Annotated in this window: 23 protein-coding genes and 1 other RNA gene; 11 read left to right on the top strand and 13 right to left on the bottom strand. The window is 51.2% G+C overall.

The features are described 5' to 3' along the window. Positions 1-32: 32 nt before the first annotated feature. Both apt and QRY16_RS07215 read right to left on the bottom strand, forming a co-directional pair. Positions 33-584, bottom strand: a complete 552-nt coding sequence (gene apt, locus QRY16_RS07220) for an adenine phosphoribosyltransferase (RefSeq protein ID WP_289776128.1) — start codon at positions 582-584, stop codon at positions 33-35. Between the two features lie 144 nt (positions 585-728). After that, the gene (locus QRY16_RS07215; RefSeq protein WP_289776127.1) at positions 729-1,118 is read right to left on the bottom strand and encodes a DUF454 family protein; all 390 of its coding nucleotides are present in this window, start codon (positions 1,116-1,118) and stop codon (positions 729-731) included. Between the two features lie 57 nt (positions 1,119-1,175). On the opposite strand from QRY16_RS07215, the gene priC reads away from it, so the two are divergent. Together priC and rsmS are read left to right on the top strand one after the other, a co-directional pair. Then, positions 1,176-1,706, top strand: coding sequence for a primosomal replication protein PriC (gene priC / locus QRY16_RS07210; RefSeq protein WP_193403560.1), 531 nt, complete (start codon positions 1,176-1,178; stop codon positions 1,704-1,706). A gap of 90 nt (positions 1,707-1,796) precedes the next feature. Then, the gene (gene rsmS / locus QRY16_RS07205; RefSeq protein ID WP_193403561.1) at positions 1,797-1,952 is read left to right on the top strand and encodes a pleiotropic regulatory protein RsmS; all 156 of its coding nucleotides are present in this window, start codon (positions 1,797-1,799) and stop codon (positions 1,950-1,952) included. Here rsmS and acrR read toward each other — a convergent pair. Then, the gene (gene acrR / locus QRY16_RS07200) at positions 1,949-2,587 is read right to left on the bottom strand and encodes a multidrug efflux transporter transcriptional repressor AcrR (protein WP_193403562.1); all 639 of its coding nucleotides are present in this window, start codon (positions 2,585-2,587) and stop codon (positions 1,949-1,951) included. The two genes, rsmS and acrR, sit on opposite strands and share 4 nt — an antisense overlap. A gap of 142 nt (positions 2,588-2,729) precedes the next feature. Here acrR and QRY16_RS07195 point away from each other — a divergent pair, with 142 nt between their 5' ends. The 4 genes from QRY16_RS07195 to ykgO all read left to right on the top strand — a co-directional run bounded on the left by QRY16_RS07195 (position 2,730) and on the right by ykgO (position 7,672). Further along, the gene (locus QRY16_RS07195; RefSeq protein WP_289776126.1) at positions 2,730-3,932 is read left to right on the top strand and encodes an efflux RND transporter periplasmic adaptor subunit; all 1,203 of its coding nucleotides are present in this window, start codon (positions 2,730-2,732) and stop codon (positions 3,930-3,932) included. A gap of 16 nt (positions 3,933-3,948) precedes the next feature. Next, positions 3,949-7,104 carry an efflux RND transporter permease subunit gene (locus QRY16_RS07190; protein WP_289776125.1) on the top strand — a complete coding sequence of 1,052 codons (3,156 nt, stop codon included), beginning with the start codon at positions 3,949-3,951 and terminating at the stop codon, positions 7,102-7,104. A gap of 171 nt (positions 7,105-7,275) precedes the next feature. Continuing rightward, positions 7,276-7,530: a type B 50S ribosomal protein L31 gene (locus QRY16_RS07185; RefSeq protein WP_289776124.1), complete on the top strand. Its 255-nt coding sequence runs from the start codon at positions 7,276-7,278 to the stop codon at positions 7,528-7,530. A gap of 10 nt (positions 7,531-7,540) precedes the next feature. Continuing rightward, positions 7,541-7,672 (top strand): type B 50S ribosomal protein L36, encoded by a 132-nt coding sequence (gene ykgO, locus QRY16_RS07180; protein WP_193403566.1) that lies wholly within the window; start codon positions 7,541-7,543, stop codon positions 7,670-7,672. Between the two features lie 57 nt (positions 7,673-7,729). Here ykgO and QRY16_RS07175 read toward each other — a convergent pair whose 3' ends face one another. Genes QRY16_RS07175 through QRY16_RS07165 form a run of 3 tightly spaced genes read right to left on the bottom strand, consistent with a single transcriptional unit; the run spans position 7,730 to position 10,127 of the window. Continuing rightward, complete coding sequence (locus tag QRY16_RS07175; protein WP_289776123.1) at positions 7,730-8,608, bottom strand: metal ABC transporter solute-binding protein, Zn/Mn family; 879 nt, start codon at positions 8,606-8,608, stop codon at positions 7,730-7,732. A gap of 14 nt (positions 8,609-8,622) precedes the next feature. Next, positions 8,623-9,462 (bottom strand): metal ABC transporter permease, encoded by an 840-nt coding sequence (locus tag QRY16_RS07170; RefSeq protein ID WP_289776122.1) that lies wholly within the window; start codon positions 9,460-9,462, stop codon positions 8,623-8,625. Next, positions 9,459-10,127, bottom strand: a complete 669-nt coding sequence (locus QRY16_RS07165; RefSeq protein ID WP_289776121.1) for a metal ABC transporter ATP-binding protein — start codon at positions 10,125-10,127, stop codon at positions 9,459-9,461. The genes QRY16_RS07170 and QRY16_RS07165 overlap by 4 nt, the downstream gene beginning before the upstream one ends. 352 nt (positions 10,128-10,479) lie before the next feature. On the opposite strand from QRY16_RS07165, the gene QRY16_RS07160 reads away from it, so the two are divergent. The 3 genes from QRY16_RS07160 (at position 10,480) to QRY16_RS07150 (ending at position 11,595) form a co-directional block, all read left to right on the top strand. Further along, positions 10,480-10,830: a hypothetical protein gene (locus QRY16_RS07160; RefSeq protein WP_289776120.1), complete on the top strand. Its 351-nt coding sequence runs from the start codon at positions 10,480-10,482 to the stop codon at positions 10,828-10,830. Between the two features lie 147 nt (positions 10,831-10,977). Further along, positions 10,978-11,355: an Hha toxicity modulator TomB gene (gene tomB, locus QRY16_RS07155; RefSeq protein ID WP_289776119.1), complete on the top strand. Its 378-nt coding sequence runs from the start codon at positions 10,978-10,980 to the stop codon at positions 11,353-11,355. A gap of 24 nt (positions 11,356-11,379) precedes the next feature. Further along, positions 11,380-11,595, top strand: a complete 216-nt coding sequence (locus QRY16_RS07150; RefSeq protein WP_193403572.1) for a hemolysin expression-modulating protein Hha — start codon at positions 11,380-11,382, stop codon at positions 11,593-11,595. A 143-nt stretch (positions 11,596-11,738) separates the two neighbouring features. Here QRY16_RS07150 and ffs read toward each other — a convergent pair. Beyond that, positions 11,739-11,835, bottom strand: an RNA gene (ffs, locus tag QRY16_RS07145) — signal recognition particle sRNA small type. Between the two features lie 175 nt (positions 11,836-12,010). Between ffs and QRY16_RS07140 the strand changes: the two genes are divergently transcribed. Beyond that, positions 12,011-12,322: an MGMT family protein gene (locus QRY16_RS07140; RefSeq protein ID WP_289776118.1), complete on the top strand. Its 312-nt coding sequence runs from the start codon at positions 12,011-12,013 to the stop codon at positions 12,320-12,322. A gap of 36 nt (positions 12,323-12,358) precedes the next feature. Here the strand turns inward: QRY16_RS07140 and QRY16_RS07135 are convergent, their stop codons facing one another. After that, positions 12,359-12,916 (bottom strand): YbaY family lipoprotein, encoded by a 558-nt coding sequence (locus QRY16_RS07135; protein ID WP_289776117.1) that lies wholly within the window; start codon positions 12,914-12,916, stop codon positions 12,359-12,361. Positions 12,917-13,107: 191 nt separating this feature from the next. On the opposite strand from QRY16_RS07135, the gene tesB reads away from it, so the two are divergent. Continuing rightward, a complete protein-coding gene (gene tesB, locus QRY16_RS07130) occupies positions 13,108-13,971 on the top strand; it encodes an acyl-CoA thioesterase II (RefSeq protein ID WP_289776116.1) in 864 nt (287 codons plus the stop codon). Between the two features lie 65 nt (positions 13,972-14,036). Here tesB and amtB read toward each other — a convergent pair whose 3' ends face one another. The 5 genes from amtB to QRY16_RS07105 all read right to left on the bottom strand — a co-directional run bounded on the left by amtB (position 14,037) and on the right by QRY16_RS07105 (position 19,975). After that, positions 14,037-15,323 (bottom strand): ammonium transporter AmtB, encoded by a 1,287-nt coding sequence (gene amtB / locus QRY16_RS07125; protein WP_289776115.1) that lies wholly within the window; start codon positions 15,321-15,323, stop codon positions 14,037-14,039. Between the two features lie 32 nt (positions 15,324-15,355). Continuing rightward, positions 15,356-15,694, bottom strand: a complete 339-nt coding sequence (glnK, locus tag QRY16_RS07120; protein ID WP_193403577.1) for a P-II family nitrogen regulator — start codon at positions 15,692-15,694, stop codon at positions 15,356-15,358. A gap of 257 nt (positions 15,695-15,951) precedes the next feature. Further along, a complete protein-coding gene (locus QRY16_RS07115) occupies positions 15,952-17,727 on the bottom strand; it encodes a SmdB family multidrug efflux ABC transporter permease/ATP-binding protein (protein WP_289776114.1) in 1,776 nt (591 codons plus the stop codon). Then, positions 17,720-19,489 carry a SmdA family multidrug ABC transporter permease/ATP-binding protein gene (locus QRY16_RS07110; RefSeq protein WP_289776113.1) on the bottom strand — a complete coding sequence of 590 codons (1,770 nt, stop codon included), beginning with the start codon at positions 19,487-19,489 and terminating at the stop codon, positions 17,720-17,722. Before QRY16_RS07110 ends, QRY16_RS07115 begins: the two co-directional genes overlap by 8 nt. A gap of 24 nt (positions 19,490-19,513) precedes the next feature. Next, positions 19,514-19,975, bottom strand: a complete 462-nt coding sequence (locus QRY16_RS07105) for an Lrp/AsnC family transcriptional regulator (protein ID WP_193403580.1) — start codon at positions 19,973-19,975, stop codon at positions 19,514-19,516. Positions 19,976-20,541: the final 566 nt, after the last annotated feature.

Below are 20,541 nucleotides of genomic sequence, written 5' to 3'. Positions count from 1 at the left end.
GCCCTACCTTACGATAAGGCGCGCAAAATAGCTTAGTGGCCTGGAAAATTGACCAGGCTATAGCACTCAAGACCGAGCGCTTTCAGACGTGTTTCACCCGTCAAATCAAACAGGTTGATAATAAAAGCGGCATGTTTAACTTCACCACCTGCGCGACGGATCAGTTTTACCGTCGCTTCAATGGTGCCGCCGGTTGCCAGCAGATCATCCACCACCAGCACCACGTCGCCCGGCTGGATAGCATCTTTATGCAGCTCCAGCTGATCGGTGCCATATTCCAGCTCATAAGTTTCGCTGAAGGTTTCGCGCGGCAGCTTACCGGGTTTTCGCACCGGAACGAATCCTACGCCCAGGCCTAACGCTACCGGCGCACCAAACAGAAAACCACGCGCTTCGGTGCCCACCACTTTGGTGATGCCTTTATCGCGATAACGCTCCACCAGCAGCGCAATGGCCGTGGCATAGGCTTTTGGATCTTCCAGCAGACTGGTTACGTCACGAAACAGAATGCCTGGCTTTGGATAATCAGAAATACTTTTGATGCTGTTTTTAATGTATTCAAGCTGCTGCGCAGTGTCGGTCATAATGATACGCCTGGTAAAAAATTCTGTTTTGCGCAGCTCTCATAGCGCCAGTCTCTGATAAAAGGCTCAGCGGGAGAGTATTCACAAGGGAAAGCCACGCACGAAGAGGCCCAAATCTAAGCAAATGATCGCATAAATGCAACTTTATCGCGGCGGCTGGCGCGGCTCTGGCGTTTCAGCGACGACCGGGATGCGCCACATAAATGCCACCAGCAAAGCTAACATTGCCAGCAGCATGCTGCGAACCCAAAGGATCTTGACCAACGCAATCGAAATAGTAAAGGTAAGAATAATCAATGCGATAGCACGTCCTTTCGTCCTGGGCGGCATAGCGCGATGCTGCTGCCAGTGACGAAGATAGCGACCAAACGGCGAGCGCCACAGCAGCCATTCATGAAAACGCGGAGAGGAACGGGCAAAGCACCAGGCTGCCAACAGCATAAATGGCGTGGTAGGTAATAAAGGTAATACAATACCTAACGTGCCCAGCACAATTGCCAGCCAGCCGAGGATTAATAACACAATGCGTTGCATGAATATCGCCCAGAAATTTTCTTTTCCGCACACGTTAGCACAAATGACAGACGCGTTATGAGCCTCAGTTCCATTCAGTTACGACTGCAGCAGCGCATTCTTGGTTTGCATCAGGAGATTGCCGGTCACCCTGATGGACGCTGCCGCCAGCCCCGCTTCGATAGTCAGCTGTTTCGTTGTAAAGGCACACGACTAACGGATTATCTGCAGGAAATTGAGCAAAATTTTCAACGATTATGCGCCCACGCAAACGATTTGTCGCGCATCACCTGGCTGGCTGAACATCTTGTTGACCAAATCGCAGCCCTGCAACGGGAAGCCAGTACGCAACAGTTACGGCTCCCGCGTGAACAGCCGCACAGCAATCCGCGGGAAGCGAAGCTGCAGGAATATCGCGAATACGAGCGGCGCTTACAGGCAATGCTTGATCAGCGTGAACAGCGGCTGGCGCTGGCTGAAACGCTGGCGGTACAGCAGCAGTTAAAGCAGGATCTGGAGATCCTTGAAGGTCGTATGATGCGCTGTCGACAGGCAATTCGTTCCGTAGAATGGGGGTTATCGCTGCGCGCCAGCAATGAAAGGGAATAAGCGCAACAGCGGGCGCTGCTGTCTGTAAATAATGATGCGTTTGTGCTAATGAAAGTGCCGTGACGTAAAAACGTCTTAAAAGGAGTGGTTATGGCTTTAGAAAATGCCCCTGACGATGTCAAGCTGGCGGTGGATTTGATTCAGCTGCTGGAAGAACATCAGCTGCCTGTGGAAACGGTGCTTTCGGCGTTAGCAATGGTACAGCGAGATTATGAAAAGAAACGCGACGCCAGCCACACGGACTAATCATGAGCGGTTAAGGTCGGACTCAACCGTAACATATCAATAAAAGCGTTGACTAATTCCGGCGCATCGCCAGCTAAATCGAAACTTTCAGGCGTAAATAGCCAGCTTTCCATCATGCCATTGACATAACCGCGCATGATGAGCGCCGCCTGGCGCGTATTGAGGCGCGGCGACAACTGTGCTGCTTCAATACACTGGCGCAGGACATCTTCAATTCTGTCGTAACATTCAAGCAGTAAATTTTGCTGAATGTTTTTCAGCGTCGCCATTTCACCCACAAATTCACATTTATGGAAAATGATTTCCATTAAAGCGCGACGTTGCGGATCGTTTGCTGTTGCTTCAAAGATATAGACTAGCATGGCACGTAACACTGAAAGTGGATCGCCGGGATATTTTGTTTGATACTCAAGTTCCACGTTATCTAGCCCGGCGTCGCAACGTAGCCAGATTTCATGCAAAACGTCAGCTTTATTTTTGAAATGCCAGTAGATAGCGCCCCGCGTAACGCTGGCCGCAGCAGCAATATCTGCCAGTGAAGTGGCTGAAACGCCCTGTTGTGAGAACAGGATGATGGCGGCATCAAGAATTTGATGTCGGGTTTCAAGTGCTTGCGCTTTGGTTTTTCGTGCCATAGGGTACTTTTTTTACAAACGGGAAAGTTTACATACATTTGTGAATGTATGTACCATAGCACGACCCGCGATTTGACGCAGCAATGGGTTCTTCGGTTTGTGAGCCATTGATCATTTGTTATCGGACTCTAGAGGTTTATTTATGAATAAAATCAGAGGATTATCGCCTCTGGCGGCCGTCCTGATGCTTTCAGGCAGCTTTATGTTAACAGGATGTGATGATAATAAATCCCAACAAGCCGCCCAGCAACAGCCGCCAGAAGTCGGCGTTGTCACGCTAAAAAACGCGCCTTTAAAGATTTCCACCGAATTACCCGGCAGGACTTCCGCGTATCGCGTGGCCGAAGTGCGTCCTCAAGTTTCCGGTATCATTCTGAAACGTAACTTTGTCGAAGGCAGTGATGTAAAAGCAGGACAATCTCTTTACCAGATCGATCCGGCCACTTATCAGGCGGCCTACGACAGTGCTAAAGGCGACCTCGCGCAGGCTGAAGCTAATGCGCGCATTGCTCAGCTCACGGTCAAACGTTATAAGCCGCTGCTGGGTACTAAGTACATCAGTCAGCAGGACTATGACACCGCCGTTGCTACCGCCGCGCAAAACGATGCTGCAGTACAAGCCGCAAAAGCAAATGTCGAAACGGCTCGCATCAATCTTGCCTACACTAAAGTCACTTCGCCAATTAGCGGACGGGTGGGTAAATCTTCTGTCACAGAAGGCGCGCTGGTGCAAGACGCGCAAACAACTGCACTGGCCACCGTGCAGCAGCTTGATCCAATGTATGTGGACGTGACTCAATCCAGCGACGATTTTTTACGTCTGCGCCAGGAGCTGGAGTCTGGCAAGCTGAAACAGAATGATGGTAAAGCCAATGTCACTCTGCTGATGCAGAACGGCAAAAGTTATGCTCAGCCTGGTACGCTGGAATTCTCCGATGTAACCGTTGATGAAACCACCGGTTCTATCACTCTGCGCGCTATTTTCCCGAACCCCGACCACGCTCTGCTGCCTGGCATGTTTGTACGTGCACGTCTGGATGAAGGAACCAACCCAGACGCGCTGCTGGTGCCGCAGCAGGCTGTTGCCCGGACGCCAACCGGTCAGGCGACGGTGATGGTTGTTGGTGCGGACAACAAAGTAGAATCCCGCAACATAAATGCAGCGCAGGCTATCGGCGACAAATGGCTGGTGACCGAGGGTGTGAAAGCGGGTGAGCGTGTCATTAGCACCGGTTTACAGCGTGCTAAACCGGGTGCGAAGGTTACGCCACAAGAAGTCTCAGACGATGCTAAGTCCGCGCCAGAGTCCCAATCGCAGGCCCAGTCTGAAAAATCATCGTCATAACAGGAGCCGTTGATACATGGCTAAGTTCTTTATCGATCGTCCCATCTTTGCGTGGGTCCTCGCCATCATTATTATGATGGGTGGCGTGCTATCGATTATCAATCTACCGATTGAGCAATACCCCAACGTTGCGCCGCCGTCAGTTGAAATCCAGGCCACCTATCCGGGAGCGGATGCAAAAACGTTGCAGGATTCCGTGACGCAGGTCATCGAGCAAAACATGAATGGCATCGATGGGCTGATGTATATGTCCTCGAGCAGTGATTCATCCGGCACGCTGACGCTGACCATCTCTTTCGAATCGGGAACCGACGCAGATATTGCCCAGGTACAGGTGCAAAACAAACTGCAACTGGCAATGCCTCTGCTACCGCAGGAAGTGCAGCAACAGGGGATTCAGGTTAAAAAATCCTCTAGCAGCTTCCTGATGGTGGCAGGTTTCATCAGTGAAGATGGCAGCATGACGCAGAATGATATTTCTGACTATGTTGCGTCAAACATCAAAGATCCGATCAGCCGTACGCCAGGTGTAGGTGATACGCAGGTATTTGGTGCGCAATATGCGATGCGAATCTGGATGGACCCGCATAAGCTGAATAACTATCAGCTCACGCCGGTGGATGTCATTAGCGCCCTGGATACGCAGAATGCTCAGGTTGCGGCAGGCCAGTTGGGTGGTACCCCTCCTGCGCCAGGTCAGCAACTCAACGCATCGATTATTGCACAAACGCGTCTGACGTCTACTGAAGAGTTCGGCAACATTCTGCTAAAAGTGAATTCGGATGGCTCACAGGTACGTTTGCGTGACGTGGCGAAAATTGAACTCGGCGGTGAGAACTATGAGATCATTGCGCGTTACAACGGCAAGCCAGCATCCGGTATCGGTATCAAACTGGCCACGGGTGCCAATGCGCTGGATACCGCAGACGCGGTAAAAGCTGAACTGGCTAAGCTGCAGCCCTTCTTCCCTGCCGGGATGAAAGTGGTTTATCCCTACGACACGACCCCGTTCGTTAAGATCTCTATCTTCGAAGTGGTGAAAACCCTGCTGGAAGCGATCGTGTTGGTGTTCCTGGTAATGTACCTGTTCCTGCAAAACTTCCGCGCCACGCTGATTCCGACAATCGCCGTGCCGGTCGTGCTGTTAGGCACCTTTGCCATTATCAGCGCCTTTGGCTATTCGATAAATACCCTGACGATGTTCGGGATGGTGCTCGCCATCGGCTTACTGGTGGATGACGCCATCGTGGTGGTTGAGAACGTTGAGCGCGTCATGGCGGAAGAGGGGTTACCGCCCAAAGAAGCGACCAAACGCTCGATGGAGCAAATTCAGGGTGCGCTGGTCGGTATCGCGCTGGTGTTATCAGCGGTGTTTGTGCCGATGGCGTTCTTTGGCGGCTCGACTGGGGTTATTTATCGTCAGTTCTCCATCACCATCGTTTCTGCAATGGCGCTGTCAGTATTAGTGGCGTTGATTCTGACGCCTGCGCTTTGTGCCACCATGCTGAAGCCAATTGCAAAAGGCGACCACGGTAAAACCACCGGTTTCTTCGGCTGGTTTAACCGCCTGTTTGACAAGAGTACAAACCACTACGTTGACAGCGTGGGCCATATTGTCCGCAGCACCGGTCGCTATTTAGTGATTTATCTGGTGATTGTGGTCGGCATGGCTTACCTGTTCCTGCGATTACCCTCCTCCTTCCTGCCGGAAGAAGATCAAGGCTTACTGCTGGCTCAGGCACAGCTGCCCGCCGGCGCAACGCAAGAACGTACTCAGAAAGTGTTGGATCAGGTAACGGATTACTTCCTCACCAAGGAAAAAGACAATGTTAACTCAGTATTTACCGTAAACGGCTTCGGTTTTGCCGGTCGCGGCCAGAATACCGGTATTGCATTTGTCAGCCTTAAACCGTGGGATGAGCGTGCGGGTAGCGATATGAAGGTGCCGGCAATTGCCGGTCGTGCTATGAAAGCGTTGGGCAAGATCAGAGATGCGATGGTTATCCCGTTTAACCTGCCAGCGATTATCGAACTGGGTAATGCCACCGGCTTCGACTTCGAACTGATCGATCAGGGCAACCTGGGCCATGCCAAACTGACCGAAGCGCGTAATCAGCTGCTGGGTATGGTGGCGCAACATTCAGACTCGCTGGCGGGCGTGCGCCCGAACGGTCTGGAAGATACGCCACAGTACAAACTGATCATCGATCAGGAGAAAGCGCAGGCGCTGGGCGTGTCGCTAAGTGACATCAATACTACGCTGGGCGCCTCCTGGGGCGGATCCTACGTTAACGATTTTATCGACCGTGGACGTGTGAAAAAAGTGTATGTCATGGGCAAAGCAGATTCGCGTATGTTGCCGGATGATATTGGGAAATGGTACGTGCGCAACAGCAGCGGAACTATGGTGCCCTTCTCTGCCTTCTCGTCGGCGAAATGGCAATATGGTTCTCCGCGCCTTGAACGCTACAACGGCTTACCTTCTATGGAGATTCTGGGCCAACCCGCAGCAGGCAAAAGCTCCGGTGACGCGATGAATCTGATGGAACAACTGGCCTCGAAGCTGCCAACCGGTATTGGCTACGACTGGACCGGCATGTCTTATCAGGAACGTCTGTCAGGTAACCAGGCGCCAGCGCTGTACGCCATCTCGCTGATTGTGGTGTTCTTGTGTCTCGCTGCACTGTATGAAAGCTGGTCCATTCCGTTCTCAGTCATGCTGGTTGTTCCGCTCGGGGTAATTGGCGCATTGATCTTTACCACGCTACGTGGACTGAGCAATGATGTTTACTTCGTGGTGGGATTACTGACTACCGTTGGCCTCTCAGCGAAGAACGCCATTCTAATCGTTGAATTTGCGAAAGATTTGATGGAGAAAGAAGGCAAAGGTTTGATAGAGGCAACGCTGGAAGCATCACGTATGCGTCTGCGTCCTATTCTGATGACATCGCTTGCCTTTATTCTTGGCGTGTTGCCACTGGCAATTAGTTCCGGTGCGGGTTCCGGCGCGCAAAACGCCGTGGGTACAGGCGTGATGGGCGGTATGGTGACCGCAACAGCGCTGGCTATTTTCTTTGTTCCGGTGTTTTTTGTCGTGGTACGTCGCCGCTTCAGTAAGAACAAAACGGAGCTGGAAAAAGGCCATCCGGTTGAACACGACCAGTCACACTAAAGTGTGATGCCTGAAAGGCCGCGCAAGCGGCCTTTTTTATTGCCTGTCTGTCTTCATTTCTGCCTTGTTCCGAATCCCTTCCCCTTTATTTCCGGCCTTCCTTACGGTTGCATTCATCAGGAAGGAGGTGCATACTATTGTAATATTATAACATTACATTAAGGTGGGAATATGAAACCCCATCTCCATCCGCATTATCGGCAGGTTGTGTTCCACGACACTTCTGCCAACGCCTGGTTCAAAATCGGTTCAACTATCAAAACCGATCGCACCGTGGAATTTGAAGGAGAAACGCTGCCCTATGTCCCGCTTGACGTTTCATCAGCCTCCCATGTGCATTACACCGGTAAACAAAAAGATTTCACCAAAGAAGGCAGTACCGCACGCTTTAATCAACGTTTTGGCCGCTTTCTGGGCCGTAAATAGAGAGGGAAACATGCAAGTATTGAGCTCGTTGCGTTCAGCTAAAAATCGCCATAAAGATTGCAAAATCGTCCGTCGCCACGGGCGCGTTTATGTGATCTGTAAATCGAATCCGCGCTTTAAAGCGGTACAGGGAAGGAAATAAAAAGTCAGGACGTGTCGTGATGATATTGGCCGGGAAAATTCCCGGCTTTTTTTATGCTTAACGCATGCTGCCTAACATGGCGTTGACGTTGTGTTTGAACGCGGTTACATAGGTTGCTGCCGGCTCCGATGCGTCAGACAGTGCTTCAGGATAAAGCTCGCCGCCCGGTTGCGCACCGGTTGCGCTGGCAATCTGCTTCACTAAACGCGGATCGGTTTGGTTCTCAATAAAGTAACGGTTGATATGTTGCTGCTTCAGCTGTTTGATCAACCCCCCAACGTCGCTGGCACTGGCCTCAGCTTCAGTAGAGAAGCCAACGGGCGCCAGAAAATTCACCTTATAACGCTGACCGAAATAGCCAAACGCATCGTGGCTGGTTAATACTTTACGTTTAGCGGGTGGAACAGCTTCGAAAGCGGTTTTTGCCCAGCTATCCAGATTTTTGAGCTGTTGAATATAATTTTCGCCACGCAGACGAATATCGGTCGCATCCTCGGGATCGGCTTTAATTAATGCATTCATGATATTAGTCGCGTAGATCACGCCATTTTGCAGGTTGTTCCAGGCATGTGGGTCAGTGATATTTTTACCGTCCTCTTCCAGGGTGCGCGTGGTCACCCCTGTGGAAGCAATAACGGGTTGATTTTTGTATCCTGATGCCGTGACCAGACGATTCATCCACCCTTCCAGCCCCAGGCCGCTAACAAATACCACGTCGGCTTTCGCCAGCGCCTGGCTGTCCTGCGGCGTGGGCTCGAAAGTATGCGGATCACCATTCGGCCCGACCAGACTTTTTACGTGCACATGATCACCACCGACTTGTTTAACCATGTCCGCCAGTACAGTAAAGCTGGCTACCGCTTCCACGGTTTTCGCCATGGTTAAGGGACTAACCAACATCGCACCAAGCGCCAGACTAACCGGTAACTTTTTCATAAAAACTCCTTAATTTAATGGCGGCGTAAAAGACCGCCGCACGGCCCTGTCAAAATTGAGAGAAAGAACAGAACAGCAGCACTCAGTACCACCGCAGGTCCGGCTGGTAATGAGAAATGCCAGGAAAGGATTAAACCGATAAATGACGACGTTCCCGCCAGCAACATGGCTATGCCGAGCATGGCGGCAAGATGGCGACTCCAGAAGCGTGCGCTTGCGGCGGGTAACATCATCAACCCGACTGACATCAAGGTGCCTAACACCTGGAAGCCCGCCACCAGGTTCAGCACCACCAGCATCAGAAAAAGTCCATGCACCAGCGGCGCACTCCATTTGCCCTGGGCGCGCAAAAAGTCCGGATCAAATGCGTCAATGACTAAAGGCCGGTAAATAAGCGCCAGCATCAGCAAGGTAAAAGCAGCAATACCAGTCACCAGCAGCAGCGCCGGGTTATCCACCGCCAATAGTGATCCAAACAGCACATGTAAAAGATCTACGCTTGAACCGCGCAACGATACTAACGTCACACCCAATGCCAGCGAGCCGAGATAGAAACCGGCAAAACTGGCATCCTCTTTTAACGGCGTATAGCGGCTGACGGCACCGGATAACAGCGCAACGGCTAAACCCGCGATCAATCCGCCAATCCCCATCGCCACCAGCGAAAGTCCTGAAATGAGATAACCAATGGCGGCGCCCGGCAGCACCGCATGTGATAACGCATCGCCAATCAGGCTCATGCGACGTAGAGAGAGAAATACGCCAAGCGGCGTGGCGCTAACGGCTAAGGCGATACAGGCCACCAGCGCGCGTCGCATAAAGCCAAACTCTATGAAAGGGTGTATCACTATCACGACGCGACTCTCCGCAGCGGGGTGGGAGCTATTTGCGTCTGGCGATGAGATGCATCGTCCATTGACAGTACATCGTTAAAATAACGGGCAACCAGAGGACGATCGTGTAACACTACCAGCAGAGTCGTTCCCGCATGCTGCTGTTGTTGCAGGATCGACATTAATAGCGTGACGGTTTGGCTGTCGATCCCATTAAATGGCTCATCCAGCAGCCAAAGGCGGCTGCGCTGTAACATCAGGCGAGCAAACAATACGCGCTGTAGCTGGCCGCCTGATAATGTGGCAGGTTGCGCATCGGCATGCTCTGTCATGTGCACCGCTTCAAGCGCCTGCCAGATTTCTTTCCGCAAAGCGCGAGTGATGCCGCCGAACCAGCCGCAGCGCGGCCAGCAACCTATCGAAACCAGCTCAAAAACAGTCAGCGGAAATCGCGTTTCCAGCTCAGTACGTTGTGGTAACCAACCCAGTTCTTTGCGTGGTAAAAAAAGATCGCAATGCCCGGCGATGGGAGGCAATAAGCCAGCGATAGTCTTTAATAACGTCGACTTCCCGCTGCCATTAGCGCCCACCAGCGCTGTCATACTGCCTGAAGCTAACTGGCCATTGATGACAGGCGTTACCGTCTGACCCTGATAGCCGACACAGAGATCGCTGAATTTGATCATTTTTGCATTCCCCACCACACCGCTAACCCCAGCAATACACTCAGTGTCAGGGCGACACATAATCTGCCGCTTAGCGACAGTAGTAGTCCGCTGTGATTCATCACTGCACCTTATAATGTTATAACATAACACTAATCATACCTGTTTTTATGAGCAGCGAGAGGGAGTAAAATGTTTCAAAAAATAACGTTGCAGCAATAAAAAGGCGGGAGACATAATGATAAAATTAGGATAATCAACAAGTTAACGCATTGCGAATCCCAATGACAGGTCAAAGCAATCGTAAGTTACTTGCAAACTCCTTGCAGAACACTAATGATAGGATTATCAATTATTATTACAAACATCTGATATGCTACATCTTGAATGTGATATTGCGCCGGGTGAAAATGACTGCGCAAAATTAGAATCAATTATTCAGCGGAATATTCTCAAAATAGCAGAACCGTTAGCGGGCGATTTACAGTGGTATTCACAAAATGCCCGGATAGTTCCTGAAAGTTTTAAAATTATTTCTGTTGAGAATGGTGGGCCTAATAGATTTAAAATGCTTTACCATTTTGAGTGGAATGTATTTAACCCCTGCCTGGATCTAAACGAGACAGTAACGCAAAAAGAACAGATAACGTTTCGCGTTGTGCCTGGTGCGCTTGCGTTTGACGTCATCGATAATACACGCCCTTCTCCAGGCGATGAATTGTAATATTTAGTAATGGAGGTGAGCGTAACTAATGGTTTTACTCTATATTTAAAGCACTCCGTTTATTAATAGCTCTAATTATCGCTTCCTGGCCGCTTTACCTTATCTCGCCGCATCGCGGTACCTGTGCTAGCTACGGAGGGGAAAAAGATGGACGAATACTCACCGAAACGGCATGATATTGCCCAGCTTAAATACCTGTGTGAGAACCTGTTTGACGAGAGTATGGCGGTATTAACTGATAGCCATCACGGCTGGGTTAATGACCCGACTTCTGAAAGCAACTTGCAACTTAATGATCTGATTGAGCACATCGCTTCTTTCACGATGAATTACAAAATTAAGCATGTTGAAGATGAAGCACTGATTTCGCAAATCGATGAATATCTTGATGATACCTTTATGCTATTTAGTAATTACGGTGTCAATCCGCAAGACCTTCAACGATGGCAACGTTCAGCTAAACGCTTATTTAATCTGTTTACTGAAGAGTGCGCTTTTCTCCAGCAACCAAGCCATTCGTTATAGTACTTATGTGAGAACGGTTTATTTATGAACAAAGCCTTAACCAAAACGGATTATTTGATGCGACTGCGTCGTTGTCGCTCAATCGATACCCTTGAAAGGGTTATTGAAAAAAACAAGTATGAATTATCTGACAACGAATTAGCGGTTTTCTATTCTGCGGCTGATCATCGTTTAGCTGAGCTGACGATGAATAAGCTTTATGACAAAGTTCCCGGTTCGGTATGGAAATTCGTCCGTTAGTCCGTCAATACACTACGTCTTTTCGCGGTAATGCCTTTAATCAGCTAAAAAATCTCGCCTGCATACAAGGGATTGATCTCAGGCGAGCTTCGCCTGTCTGTCGTTTCTGAAGGGATTGTTTGAGGAAGCAGAAATGGTGGAGGCCCTGCCAGCTACATCCCGGCACACGCGTCACCTGCTGCGGCTGCTTCCTTCCGGACCTGACCGAGTTCACAAGCTAGCATTGCGGGAGAACCAACAGGGCCTCCATTGACAAGCCCTCATCACAAGAGCGCAGGCATTATCGGGGAAGGCTCCGGCAATTGCAAGTAAAGGCCGGATGACCGTTGTTTTCTTGAACAACAGACCTTTCCGCGCTTTCTACCCGCCCCGGCCATGCTAAAGTTGCAGCCATTTACTGAGACAGGATCAGCCGATGGATCAACCTGACAGCTTTCAACAACGTATCTGGCAAATCGTCGCTGCCATACCCCGCGGTAAAGTCACCACCTATGGTGAAATCGCGCAACTGGCAGGCTCTCCGCGCGCGGCGCGTCAGGTTGGTGGAGTATTAAAACGTTTACCTGCGGGCAGCACGCTTCCCTGGCATCGGGTGGTAAACCGCCATGGTTCAATTTCTTTGCAGGGAGAGGATTTATTTCGTCAACGTGATGCGCTGGAAGCTGAAGGCATTGAAGTCAGCGATGACGGGCATATTGAGCTGGAGAAGTATCGCTGGAAAGGTTAAGCGATGAAAAGGGGCGAACCCGTCGCCCCGAAATCATTACATATTAGTTGGTGCAGGTACTGAAGATGATGGCGTAACCTGCGTTGGGGAGGTAGAGGGCACGGTTGTTGCCGCTCCCGGCTGCGTTGGTATCGCCCTTTGTGGAACCGGAACCAGCAACAGCTCAGCCTTGGTGCCGCCCTGGTTGATAACCGGCTTCACGTTATCAGTGATAAAGGCCAGCTTACCGTCAACAGCAATCGCTGCGCTTAGCAGGATTCGTGCGTTAGGTTGAACATCGGCGGGGTTAAACGGCAGCACAAACTGGAACGGGGCCTGTTTACCTTCGGTACGCACAACGCGCTGCGACAGCACTTTCGAGGGTCCGCCCGCTACGGAAGCATCCGACAGCGTGACGGTTAAAACCGCATCCGGTGGCAACGCAACGCGTTGACGAATATACACCGAACCGCTAACGTTTGGCTGGGTAATGGCCGCTTGCTGCCCTGCTACTGCGGCACCTAAAGTTGGCGTCGGAACCGGCCTGCCTTTGTCGGCACACCCCCCGACAGCCACCGCCAATGCTAATCCACTGAACACTTGCCAGAGTTTCATTGATGTCGTCTCCATTTGATCAAAATGATTATCAGCAGCGAATCTGCGATACAGCGCTTCATTCGCTGTATGTTCCTAATACTGGCACAAATCTCGAAAACCTGCCTGGCTGGCACCAGCGTTAAAGACTGATTGACGACAACTGGTCGGATCTTTCAAACTGAACCAGACATTATTTTGAGGAATACGCGATGAGCCAGGCACTGCAAAATCTGCTGAATTTATTGAATCTGGAAAAACTCGAAGAAGGTTTATTCCGTGGTCAGAGCGAAGATCTGGGTCTGCGCCAGGTATTCGGCGGTCAGGTGGTAGGCCAGGCGCTGTACGCTGCGAAACAAATGGTGCCGGAAGACCGCATAATCCATTCATTCCACAGCTATTTTCTACGTCCTGGCGATAGCAAAAAAGCTATCATTTACGATGTTGAAACTTTACGTGACGGCAAAAGTTTTAGTGCCCGCCGCGTCAGTGCGATACAAAACGGGCAGCCTATTTTTTATATGACCGCCTCGTTTCAGGCGCCTGAAAGTGGTTTTGAGCATCAGAATCAAATGCCAGCCGTTCCCGGCCCGGATAATTTATTGTCCGAGCAGTTTATGGCGCAAAAAATGGCGCATATGTTGCCAGAAAAGGTACGCGAAAAATTTATTGCTGAGCGTCCGCTGGAGATTCGACCGATACAAATACACAACCCGTTAAAGGGACACGTAGATGAACCGGTGCGTCAGGTCTGGATCCGCGCGAATGGCGCTTTGCCGGACGATTTACGGCTGCATCAATATGTTTTGGGCTACGCATCCGATCTGAATTTCTTACCTGTTGCGCTTCAACCGCATGGCAAAGGTTTTTTAGAATCCGATATGCAGGTTGCTACCATCGATCATTCGATGTGGTTCCATCGCCCGTTTGATTTTAGCGAATGGCTGCTTTACAGCGTGGTCAGCACCTCGGCGTCTGGCGCGCGCGGGTTTGTTCGTGGGGAATTTTATAATCAGCAGGGAGTGTTGGTGGCATCAACGGTGCAGGAAGGAGTAATGCGTCAGCGCAGCGAGTAAAAAAGGAGGGCGATTCCTCGCCCCCCTTTTATGTTTTCGCGCACAGCTCTTTTTGAGCGGATGTATTATTGATTGTAAGCGTTTTCGCCGTGGCTGTTCACGTCCAGACCTTCGCGTTCCTGCTCTTCCGGTACACGCAGCCCGACAATCATGTCAGCCAGTTTAAAGCCGATAAATGCTGCCACACCTGACCAGACGATGGTGACGCCAACGCTGAAGATTTGTACCCAAACCTGATGGCCCATGGTTACACCTTCTGCATAGCCCACACCGCCCAGTGAAGAAGAGGCAAACACACCGGTCAGAATACAACCTACGATACCACACACGCCATGCACACCGAACACATCACAGGGATCATCAACGCGCAGCCATTTTTTCAACGTCGTTACGCCCCACAGGCCAGCCAGGCCCCCGACCAGACCAATGATCAATGCCCCGCCGACACCCACATAACCACAAGCCGGGGTGATTGCAACCAGACCACCAATGAAGCCAGAACATGCTCCCAGCAGGGAAGGTTTGCCACGCAGCGCCCATTCACCGAAAGTCCATGACAATACCACACCCGCGGTAGCCATTACCGTATTCAGGAATGCCAGCGCAGCGATTTCGTTAGCGGCTGAAGCAGAACCGGCATTGAAGCCAAACCAGCCGACATACAGAATGGCAGTACCGGTGAAAACCATTGGCAGGTTATGGGGTTTAAACGCTTCTTTACCGAAACCGGCACGCTTACCCACCAGATAAGCACCCACCAGGCCAGCAATGGCCGCGTTGATATGCACCACGGTGCCACCAGCAAAGTCCAGCGCGCCGTCCTGTGCCAGATAGCCGCCTCCCCATACCATGTGAGCGATGGGCAGATAAGCCAGCGTCAACCATACCACCACAAAAATCAGTACCGCTGAGAAACGAATACGTTCCGCTATCGCACCAACAATCAGGCCGACGGTGATACAGGCGAAAGAGGCCTGAAACGCAACGTGAATGTATTGATAGAAGCTGCCCATTACCGCAGTCAGCTGGATATTTTTCAGCATCGCCCACTCAAAGCCACCAAAGAAAGCGTTACCTTCGCTGAAGGCGAGCGAGTAGCCGTAAACCATCCACAGCACACAAACCAGAGAGAAAGTCACTGCAACCTGCGTTAACATTGACAGCACGTTTTTGGCACGAATCAAACCGCCGTAAAACAATGCTATTCCTGGAATCGACATAAACAGCACCAGCGCGGTGCAAATCATCATAAATGCATTATCAGCCTTGTCCGCAACGGCAGGTGCAGCCATCGCGAGCGATGGTAACAGTGCCAGGCTGGTCAGGCCCAACTTCGTTAAAATTTTATTCATTTTTTCCATCCCATCACATTACTGAATCTGGTTTACAGCGCTGCTTCGTCGGTTTCGCCGGTACGAATACGGATTACGCGCTGCAGTTCAGCGACGAAAATTTTACCGTCGCCAATTTTACCGGTGTACGCCGCCTTGCTGACTACATCCACGACTTCATCAAGCTGATCGTCAGCGATAGCGACATCAATTTTCACTTTTGGCAGAAAATTCACGCTGTATTCAGCGCCACGATAAAGCTCGGCGTGCCCTTTTTGACGCCCAAAACCTTTAACTTCGGAGACGGTAAGTCCCTGAATACCAATAGAGGATAAAGCTTCACGTACATCCTCCAGCTTGAATGGTTTAATCACGACGGTAACCAGCTTCATAGGATCCCCTCCAGCTATTAAATGAATGAGTCTTTCGGACACGCAGTGATATAAGCAAAGCGCGTGCCATAAATAAAAAAAGCGATGAATCAGTAAGGCAAGCGCGCTACAACTTGCTTCGTTTTGGGATGGATAAGACGGAGGATAGATGAAGCGGATTGAGAATGGGTGACTGTCGCACCTCTTTGGTGCTTCAGACCTCAAAGAAGTGCATTTATACAGAATATTCCGATAAAGACGGGCTAAAAAGGTGCAATTTACCCTTCTGTTGTTAAGGTTATGCCCGAAGCAAGTTCATCTCCCGCTTGCTGAAGTTGATACATTTGCCAGTAGCGGCCTTGCTGCGCAAGCAGCTGTTGGTGATTGCCCTGCTCCACTACTTGTCCACGATGCAGGACTAAAATGGTATCGGCCTCAATAATAGTTGAGAGACGATGCGCGATAACCACCAGCGTGCTGTGCTGGCGTAAGGCGCGCAGTGTTTGCTGGATCGCCTGTTCAGTGCCGGAATCAATATTTGCAGTGGCTTCGTCGAGGATCAAAATTTTTGGCAGCTCGACCAACACGCGTGCCAGTGCCAGTAACTGTTTTTGCCCGACAGAAAGATTATTGCCCTGCTCGCCCAGCCGGGTATGGATGCCTGCCGACATACTGCGGGCTAAAGGTGCGAGCTGGACCTGCTCCAGTACCTGCCAGACAGCCTCTTCGCTAATAGCGCGCCCTAAGCGCACATTCGCTAACAGCGTGTCGGCCAGTACCACCGGGTCCTGCTGTACCATGGCGATACCACGTCGCAATACCGCATGGGTTAACTGACTTATCGGACGTTCATCAAGGCGAATTTCACCGCGCGTTACTGGATAATATCCCATCAATAAGTTTGCCAGCGTACTTTTGCCGCTGCCGGTATGCCCCACCAGCGCGACAAATCCACGGGAAGGCACATCCAGATTGATTTCACTCAGCACATCACGATCTTCACGGTAGGCAAAACTCAAATGGTTCAGCGTGATGCGGCCTGAAGCCAGCGGACGATTATCCTCCCCGTATTGCTGCTGCGCAGCGTCCATCAGCTCAAAGATACGCTCGCCGGAAACCACCGCCTGTTGCAGCATTGATTGCTGCGTGGTGAGCTCAATCAACGGCTCATTCAGACGCCCCAGATAAGTGATAAAAGCGTAAAGCACGCCAACTTCAAAGGCGCCCGGCACCGAAAAGCTAAACAGCAGCAGCAGGCCGCACAGCACCAGCGCTGAAAACAGGCTTAACAAGGGTCGCAACAGAAAACCATCTAACCGCAGCGTTTCCATGCGCGCCAGATAGTGCGAGCGGCTCGCCTCCCCCATACGTCCACCAAAACGCGCCTGCTGGCGGAATTGCTGAATTACGCTCATGCCGCTGATCACTTCGTTGAAACCATTATTGATTTCGGCGAGATAGCTGCGCACGCGTCGTGCAATTGGCGTGCTGTAGCGCTGATAGATCAGCATGACCACCAGCACCATTGGAAATATCAGCATTGCCACCAGTGCCATGCGCCAGTCGAGGCTAAACATCGCTACCATCATCGCGCCAACTAATGCCGCGCTGCGCAGTACTGTTGCAACGACGGTAACGTAAAGATCACGGATCACTTCGGTATCGTTAGTGACACGCGAGATGATCTGGCCAACCGGCTGAGTATCGAAAGCGCTCAGTGGCTGGCGCAGCGCTGCATTCATCACGTCGCTGCGAAGCCGCTGCACTACGCCAATCGCGGCACGGTTAAATAGCAGCGCCTGCCCATAATGCAGCGCCGCAGCCAGCAGTTGTAACAGAACAAAACTCACCACCAGACCGGCCACCAGCGCCCACGGCATCTGATGTTTCGTCACCAAATTATCGATAAAGTAGCTGACCAGAACCGGGCCTGTGACTTCGGCGGCCGCGGCGATCCACAACATCGCCACCGCTAACGACAGCGATCTGCGCCAGGGTTTGCCGTAACTCAACAAGCGTTTTAAGGTTGGCCACAAGTGCCGCGACTTAGTCATGTGGCACTCCTTTTTCATGCTCATCCTCATCCAACGCGGCTTCCAGCTGCTGATAACGATACATATCGCGATACCAGCCAGGCTCTGTGGCCAATGCATCGTGGTCGCCGCGTTGTGTGACCGCACCGTGTTGTAACACTAAAATTTCGCTGGCTTCGGTTAAAGCGGACAAGCGATGAGCGCTGATAATCAAGGTGCGGCCCTGGCCCCAGATCCGCAGGTTATGCAGAATTTCATGTTCCGTTCGCCCGTCAACCGCCGACAGCGCATCGTCAAGGATAAGCATCTCCGCGTTAAGCAATAACGCATGGGCAATGGAAATACGCTGTTTCTGCCCGCCCGATAACATCACGCCACGCTCACCGACTTCGGTTTCATAGCCTTGCGGCAGACGCAAAATATCATCATGAACGCAGGCCATTTTTGCCACGCGCTCAAGCTCTGCCTGAGTGGCACTGGGTTTGCCTAGGGCAATATTATGCGCCACGCTATCCGAGAACAGGAACGGCGTTTGACTCACCACCGCCAGACGACTGCGCCAGCTATCAATGCGTAGCTGAGATAACAGTGTGTCGTGATAGCGAATATCGCCTTGCTGAATATCAAAGTGGCGCTGAATAAGGCTGAGCAGCGTGCTTTTTCCGCTGCCCGTTGGCCCACACAACCCCAACATTTCGCCCGGCTTTAGCTGAAAATTCAGATGGCTTAACACCGGGCCAGAACTGGCTGGATAGCGAAACTCGCGAATGGCGGCCTGAAGAATGCCCGGCTCTGAAGGCAGGGTTTTTTGACCGTCCTCTACCGCAGGCGCTTCCGCCAGTAAGGTGCGAATACGGCTCCACGCTGCGCTACCGCGTTCAACAATATTAAACATCCAGGCCAGCGCCAGCATCGGCCAAATCATCAGGCCAAGATACATGACAAAGCTGGTAAGCTGGCCCAGGGTCATCTGATCATGCCAAACCAGCCAGCTTCCACCGCCGACGGCCAACAAATTAGAAAAGCTAATGGCAATGTAAATGGTGGGATCGAAACGCGCATCAACGCGCGCCACGCGCAGATTTTTTTCTCCCGTATCACGTGCGATGTCGGAAAATTGCTGCGACTGATGTTCTTCGAGGCCAAAAGATTTGATCATGCGGATGCTGGTCAGGCTTTCCTGCGTCTGATCATTGAGGCTGGAAAAAGCGGCCTGTGCCCGTTTGAAACGTTGATGAAGCTGATTACCGTAACGATGGATCACCAGCGCCATAATGGGCATTGGCACCAAAGAGAGCAAAGTGAGTTGCCAACTGATTTGCGTGCTCATCACCAGTAATACCACGCAGCCCATCACCAGTGAGTCTACCAGGGTTAAGACGCCTTCACCCGCGGCAAAGACTACGCGATCAACGTCATTTGTGGCACGCGCGATTAAATCCCCGGTACGATGACGCAGGTAAAAGGCCGGGTGCTGACGGCTTAGCTGGCGATAAAAATCCTCTCGCAACTCAACAGCAAGCTGATAGGAGGCGCCAAATAACAGCACCCGCCAGACGTAGCGCAACAGATACACCACAACCGCCGTGAGTAACATAATGCCAATCCACATGATAATTTGACCGGCACTCATACTGCTGCGCGTTACGCCATCTACGATGATGCCTACCACACGCGGTGGCAACAGTTGCAGGACAGCAATGATGATCAATAAGGTGACGGCACCGAGATAGCGTCGCCATTCACGGATAAAATACCAACTTAACTGGCTGAATAATCGCACAACGCTGTTCTCAATCTTTTGCCCTTACGGGGCGACAGGTAAAGCCGTGGTGTATTTAATCTCTTCCATGGCAAAGCTGGAGGTGACGTCAATCAAGCCCGGCACGCCGTTAACTAAGCGCTTATAAAAGTTGTCATAACTTTTCATATCTGCAACCTGCACGCGTAACAGGTAATCGTGTTCTCCAGCCATACGATAAAAGGCCATCACCTCGGGCATGCTTTGCACTACCGAGACAAAAGTCTGATACCAGTCGCTGCTATGCTGCTGGGTTTTAACAAACATAAAAGCAGTTAAGGATAAGCCGAGCTTCTCGCCATCAAGCAACGCGACGCGTGCGCGAATAATGCCATCAGCTTCAAGCTTTTTCAGGCGTTTCCAGCATGGCGTTGTGGTGAGGTTTACCGCATCTGCCAGCTCCTGCAGCGATAATGTACAATCCTGCTGCAGCAGCGCCAGCATTTTAAGGTCAGTTTTATCTGGCATTGGTGAATTCCGGAGAAAGGGTTTCTCTATTAACGCCATTTTAGCGGCAATATAGCCAACCCTTTTTTCCGTGCGTGCCTTAAACTAACTTTGCTGAATGCGCACAGGGTGCGCTTACTGGGCTCACGAGGTCATAAAAGAGACGAATATGGATCGTTAACGTCTTGCTGAAACACATTCGATTCGCCTGGATCAGACAGATGTTAACAGCAAGAGGTAAGCGTCCATCCGCGCGAAGACTGAAACAGAGCCTGGCGCGTAATCAACAGATCGCTGGCGCAGTTTTAATCATGGCTCATCGTCTTTTCACAATCTTCGTTTATCCTTGCGCCATAACAGTAAATTGATCCGCAATGATAACCATGCTGGCGGCCTCAACAAGGCAAAGCATACATCGGCGACTCATCAGTACCCTGCCGACTTTTTCTGTGGCAATAAGCCCGCTCGCGCTTTTATAGCAACGTAAGCAACAGCTGATGACCTGTGGCTTATAGTTGCTGCGATGTAGCTCTCGCTAGCAAATTTTTGCGCCACCGGATATTGAGAAGCTCCGGCTTACTTCCCTG

Source organism: Mixta mediterraneensis (assembly GCF_030283135.1).
GTDB classification, from domain to species: domain Bacteria; phylum Pseudomonadota; class Gammaproteobacteria; order Enterobacterales; family Enterobacteriaceae; genus Pantoea; species Pantoea mediterraneensis.
The sequence above is the reverse complement of the archived record's forward strand: the minus strand, read 5'-3'. Positions and strand labels throughout refer to the sequence as shown.

Bases quoted from the DNA above. Each gene is read 5' to 3' on its own strand.
- apt (WP_289776128.1), bottom strand. From the start codon at position 584: ATGACCGACACTGCGCAGCAGCTTGAATACATTAAAAACAGCATCAAA.
- QRY16_RS07215 (WP_289776127.1), bottom strand. From the start codon at position 1,118: ATGCAACGCATTGTGTTATTAATCCTCGGCTGGCTGGCAATTGTGCTG.
- priC (WP_193403560.1), top strand. From the start codon at position 1,176: ATGAGCCTCAGTTCCATTCAGTTACGACTGCAGCAGCGCATTCTTGGT.
- rsmS (WP_193403561.1), top strand. From the start codon at position 1,797: ATGGCTTTAGAAAATGCCCCTGACGATGTCAAGCTGGCGGTGGATTTG.
- acrR (WP_193403562.1), bottom strand. From the start codon at position 2,587: ATGGCACGAAAAACCAAAGCGCAAGCACTTGAAACCCGACATCAAATT.
- QRY16_RS07195 (WP_289776126.1), top strand. From the start codon at position 2,730: ATGAATAAAATCAGAGGATTATCGCCTCTGGCGGCCGTCCTGATGCTT.
- QRY16_RS07190 (WP_289776125.1), top strand. From the start codon at position 3,949: ATGGCTAAGTTCTTTATCGATCGTCCCATCTTTGCGTGGGTCCTCGCC.
- QRY16_RS07185 (WP_289776124.1), top strand. From the start codon at position 7,276: ATGAAACCCCATCTCCATCCGCATTATCGGCAGGTTGTGTTCCACGAC.
- ykgO (WP_193403566.1), top strand. From the start codon at position 7,541: ATGCAAGTATTGAGCTCGTTGCGTTCAGCTAAAAATCGCCATAAAGAT.
- QRY16_RS07175 (WP_289776123.1), bottom strand. From the start codon at position 8,608: ATGAAAAAGTTACCGGTTAGTCTGGCGCTTGGTGCGATGTTGGTTAGT.
- QRY16_RS07165 (WP_289776121.1), bottom strand. From the start codon at position 10,127: ATGATCAAATTCAGCGATCTCTGTGTCGGCTATCAGGGTCAGACGGTA.
- QRY16_RS07160 (WP_289776120.1), top strand. From the start codon at position 10,480: ATGCTACATCTTGAATGTGATATTGCGCCGGGTGAAAATGACTGCGCA.
- tomB (WP_289776119.1), top strand. From the start codon at position 10,978: ATGGACGAATACTCACCGAAACGGCATGATATTGCCCAGCTTAAATAC.
- QRY16_RS07150 (WP_193403572.1), top strand. From the start codon at position 11,380: ATGAACAAAGCCTTAACCAAAACGGATTATTTGATGCGACTGCGTCGT.
- QRY16_RS07140 (WP_289776118.1), top strand. From the start codon at position 12,011: ATGGATCAACCTGACAGCTTTCAACAACGTATCTGGCAAATCGTCGCT.
- QRY16_RS07135 (WP_289776117.1), bottom strand. From the start codon at position 12,916: ATGAAACTCTGGCAAGTGTTCAGTGGATTAGCATTGGCGGTGGCTGTC.
- tesB (WP_289776116.1), top strand. From the start codon at position 13,108: ATGAGCCAGGCACTGCAAAATCTGCTGAATTTATTGAATCTGGAAAAA.
- amtB (WP_289776115.1), bottom strand. From the start codon at position 15,323: ATGAATAAAATTTTAACGAAGTTGGGCCTGACCAGCCTGGCACTGTTA.
- glnK (WP_193403577.1), bottom strand. From the start codon at position 15,694: ATGAAGCTGGTTACCGTCGTGATTAAACCATTCAAGCTGGAGGATGTA.
- QRY16_RS07115 (WP_289776114.1), bottom strand. From the start codon at position 17,727: ATGACTAAGTCGCGGCACTTGTGGCCAACCTTAAAACGCTTGTTGAGT.
- QRY16_RS07105 (WP_193403580.1), bottom strand. From the start codon at position 19,975: ATGCCAGATAAAACTGACCTTAAAATGCTGGCGCTGCTGCAGCAGGAT.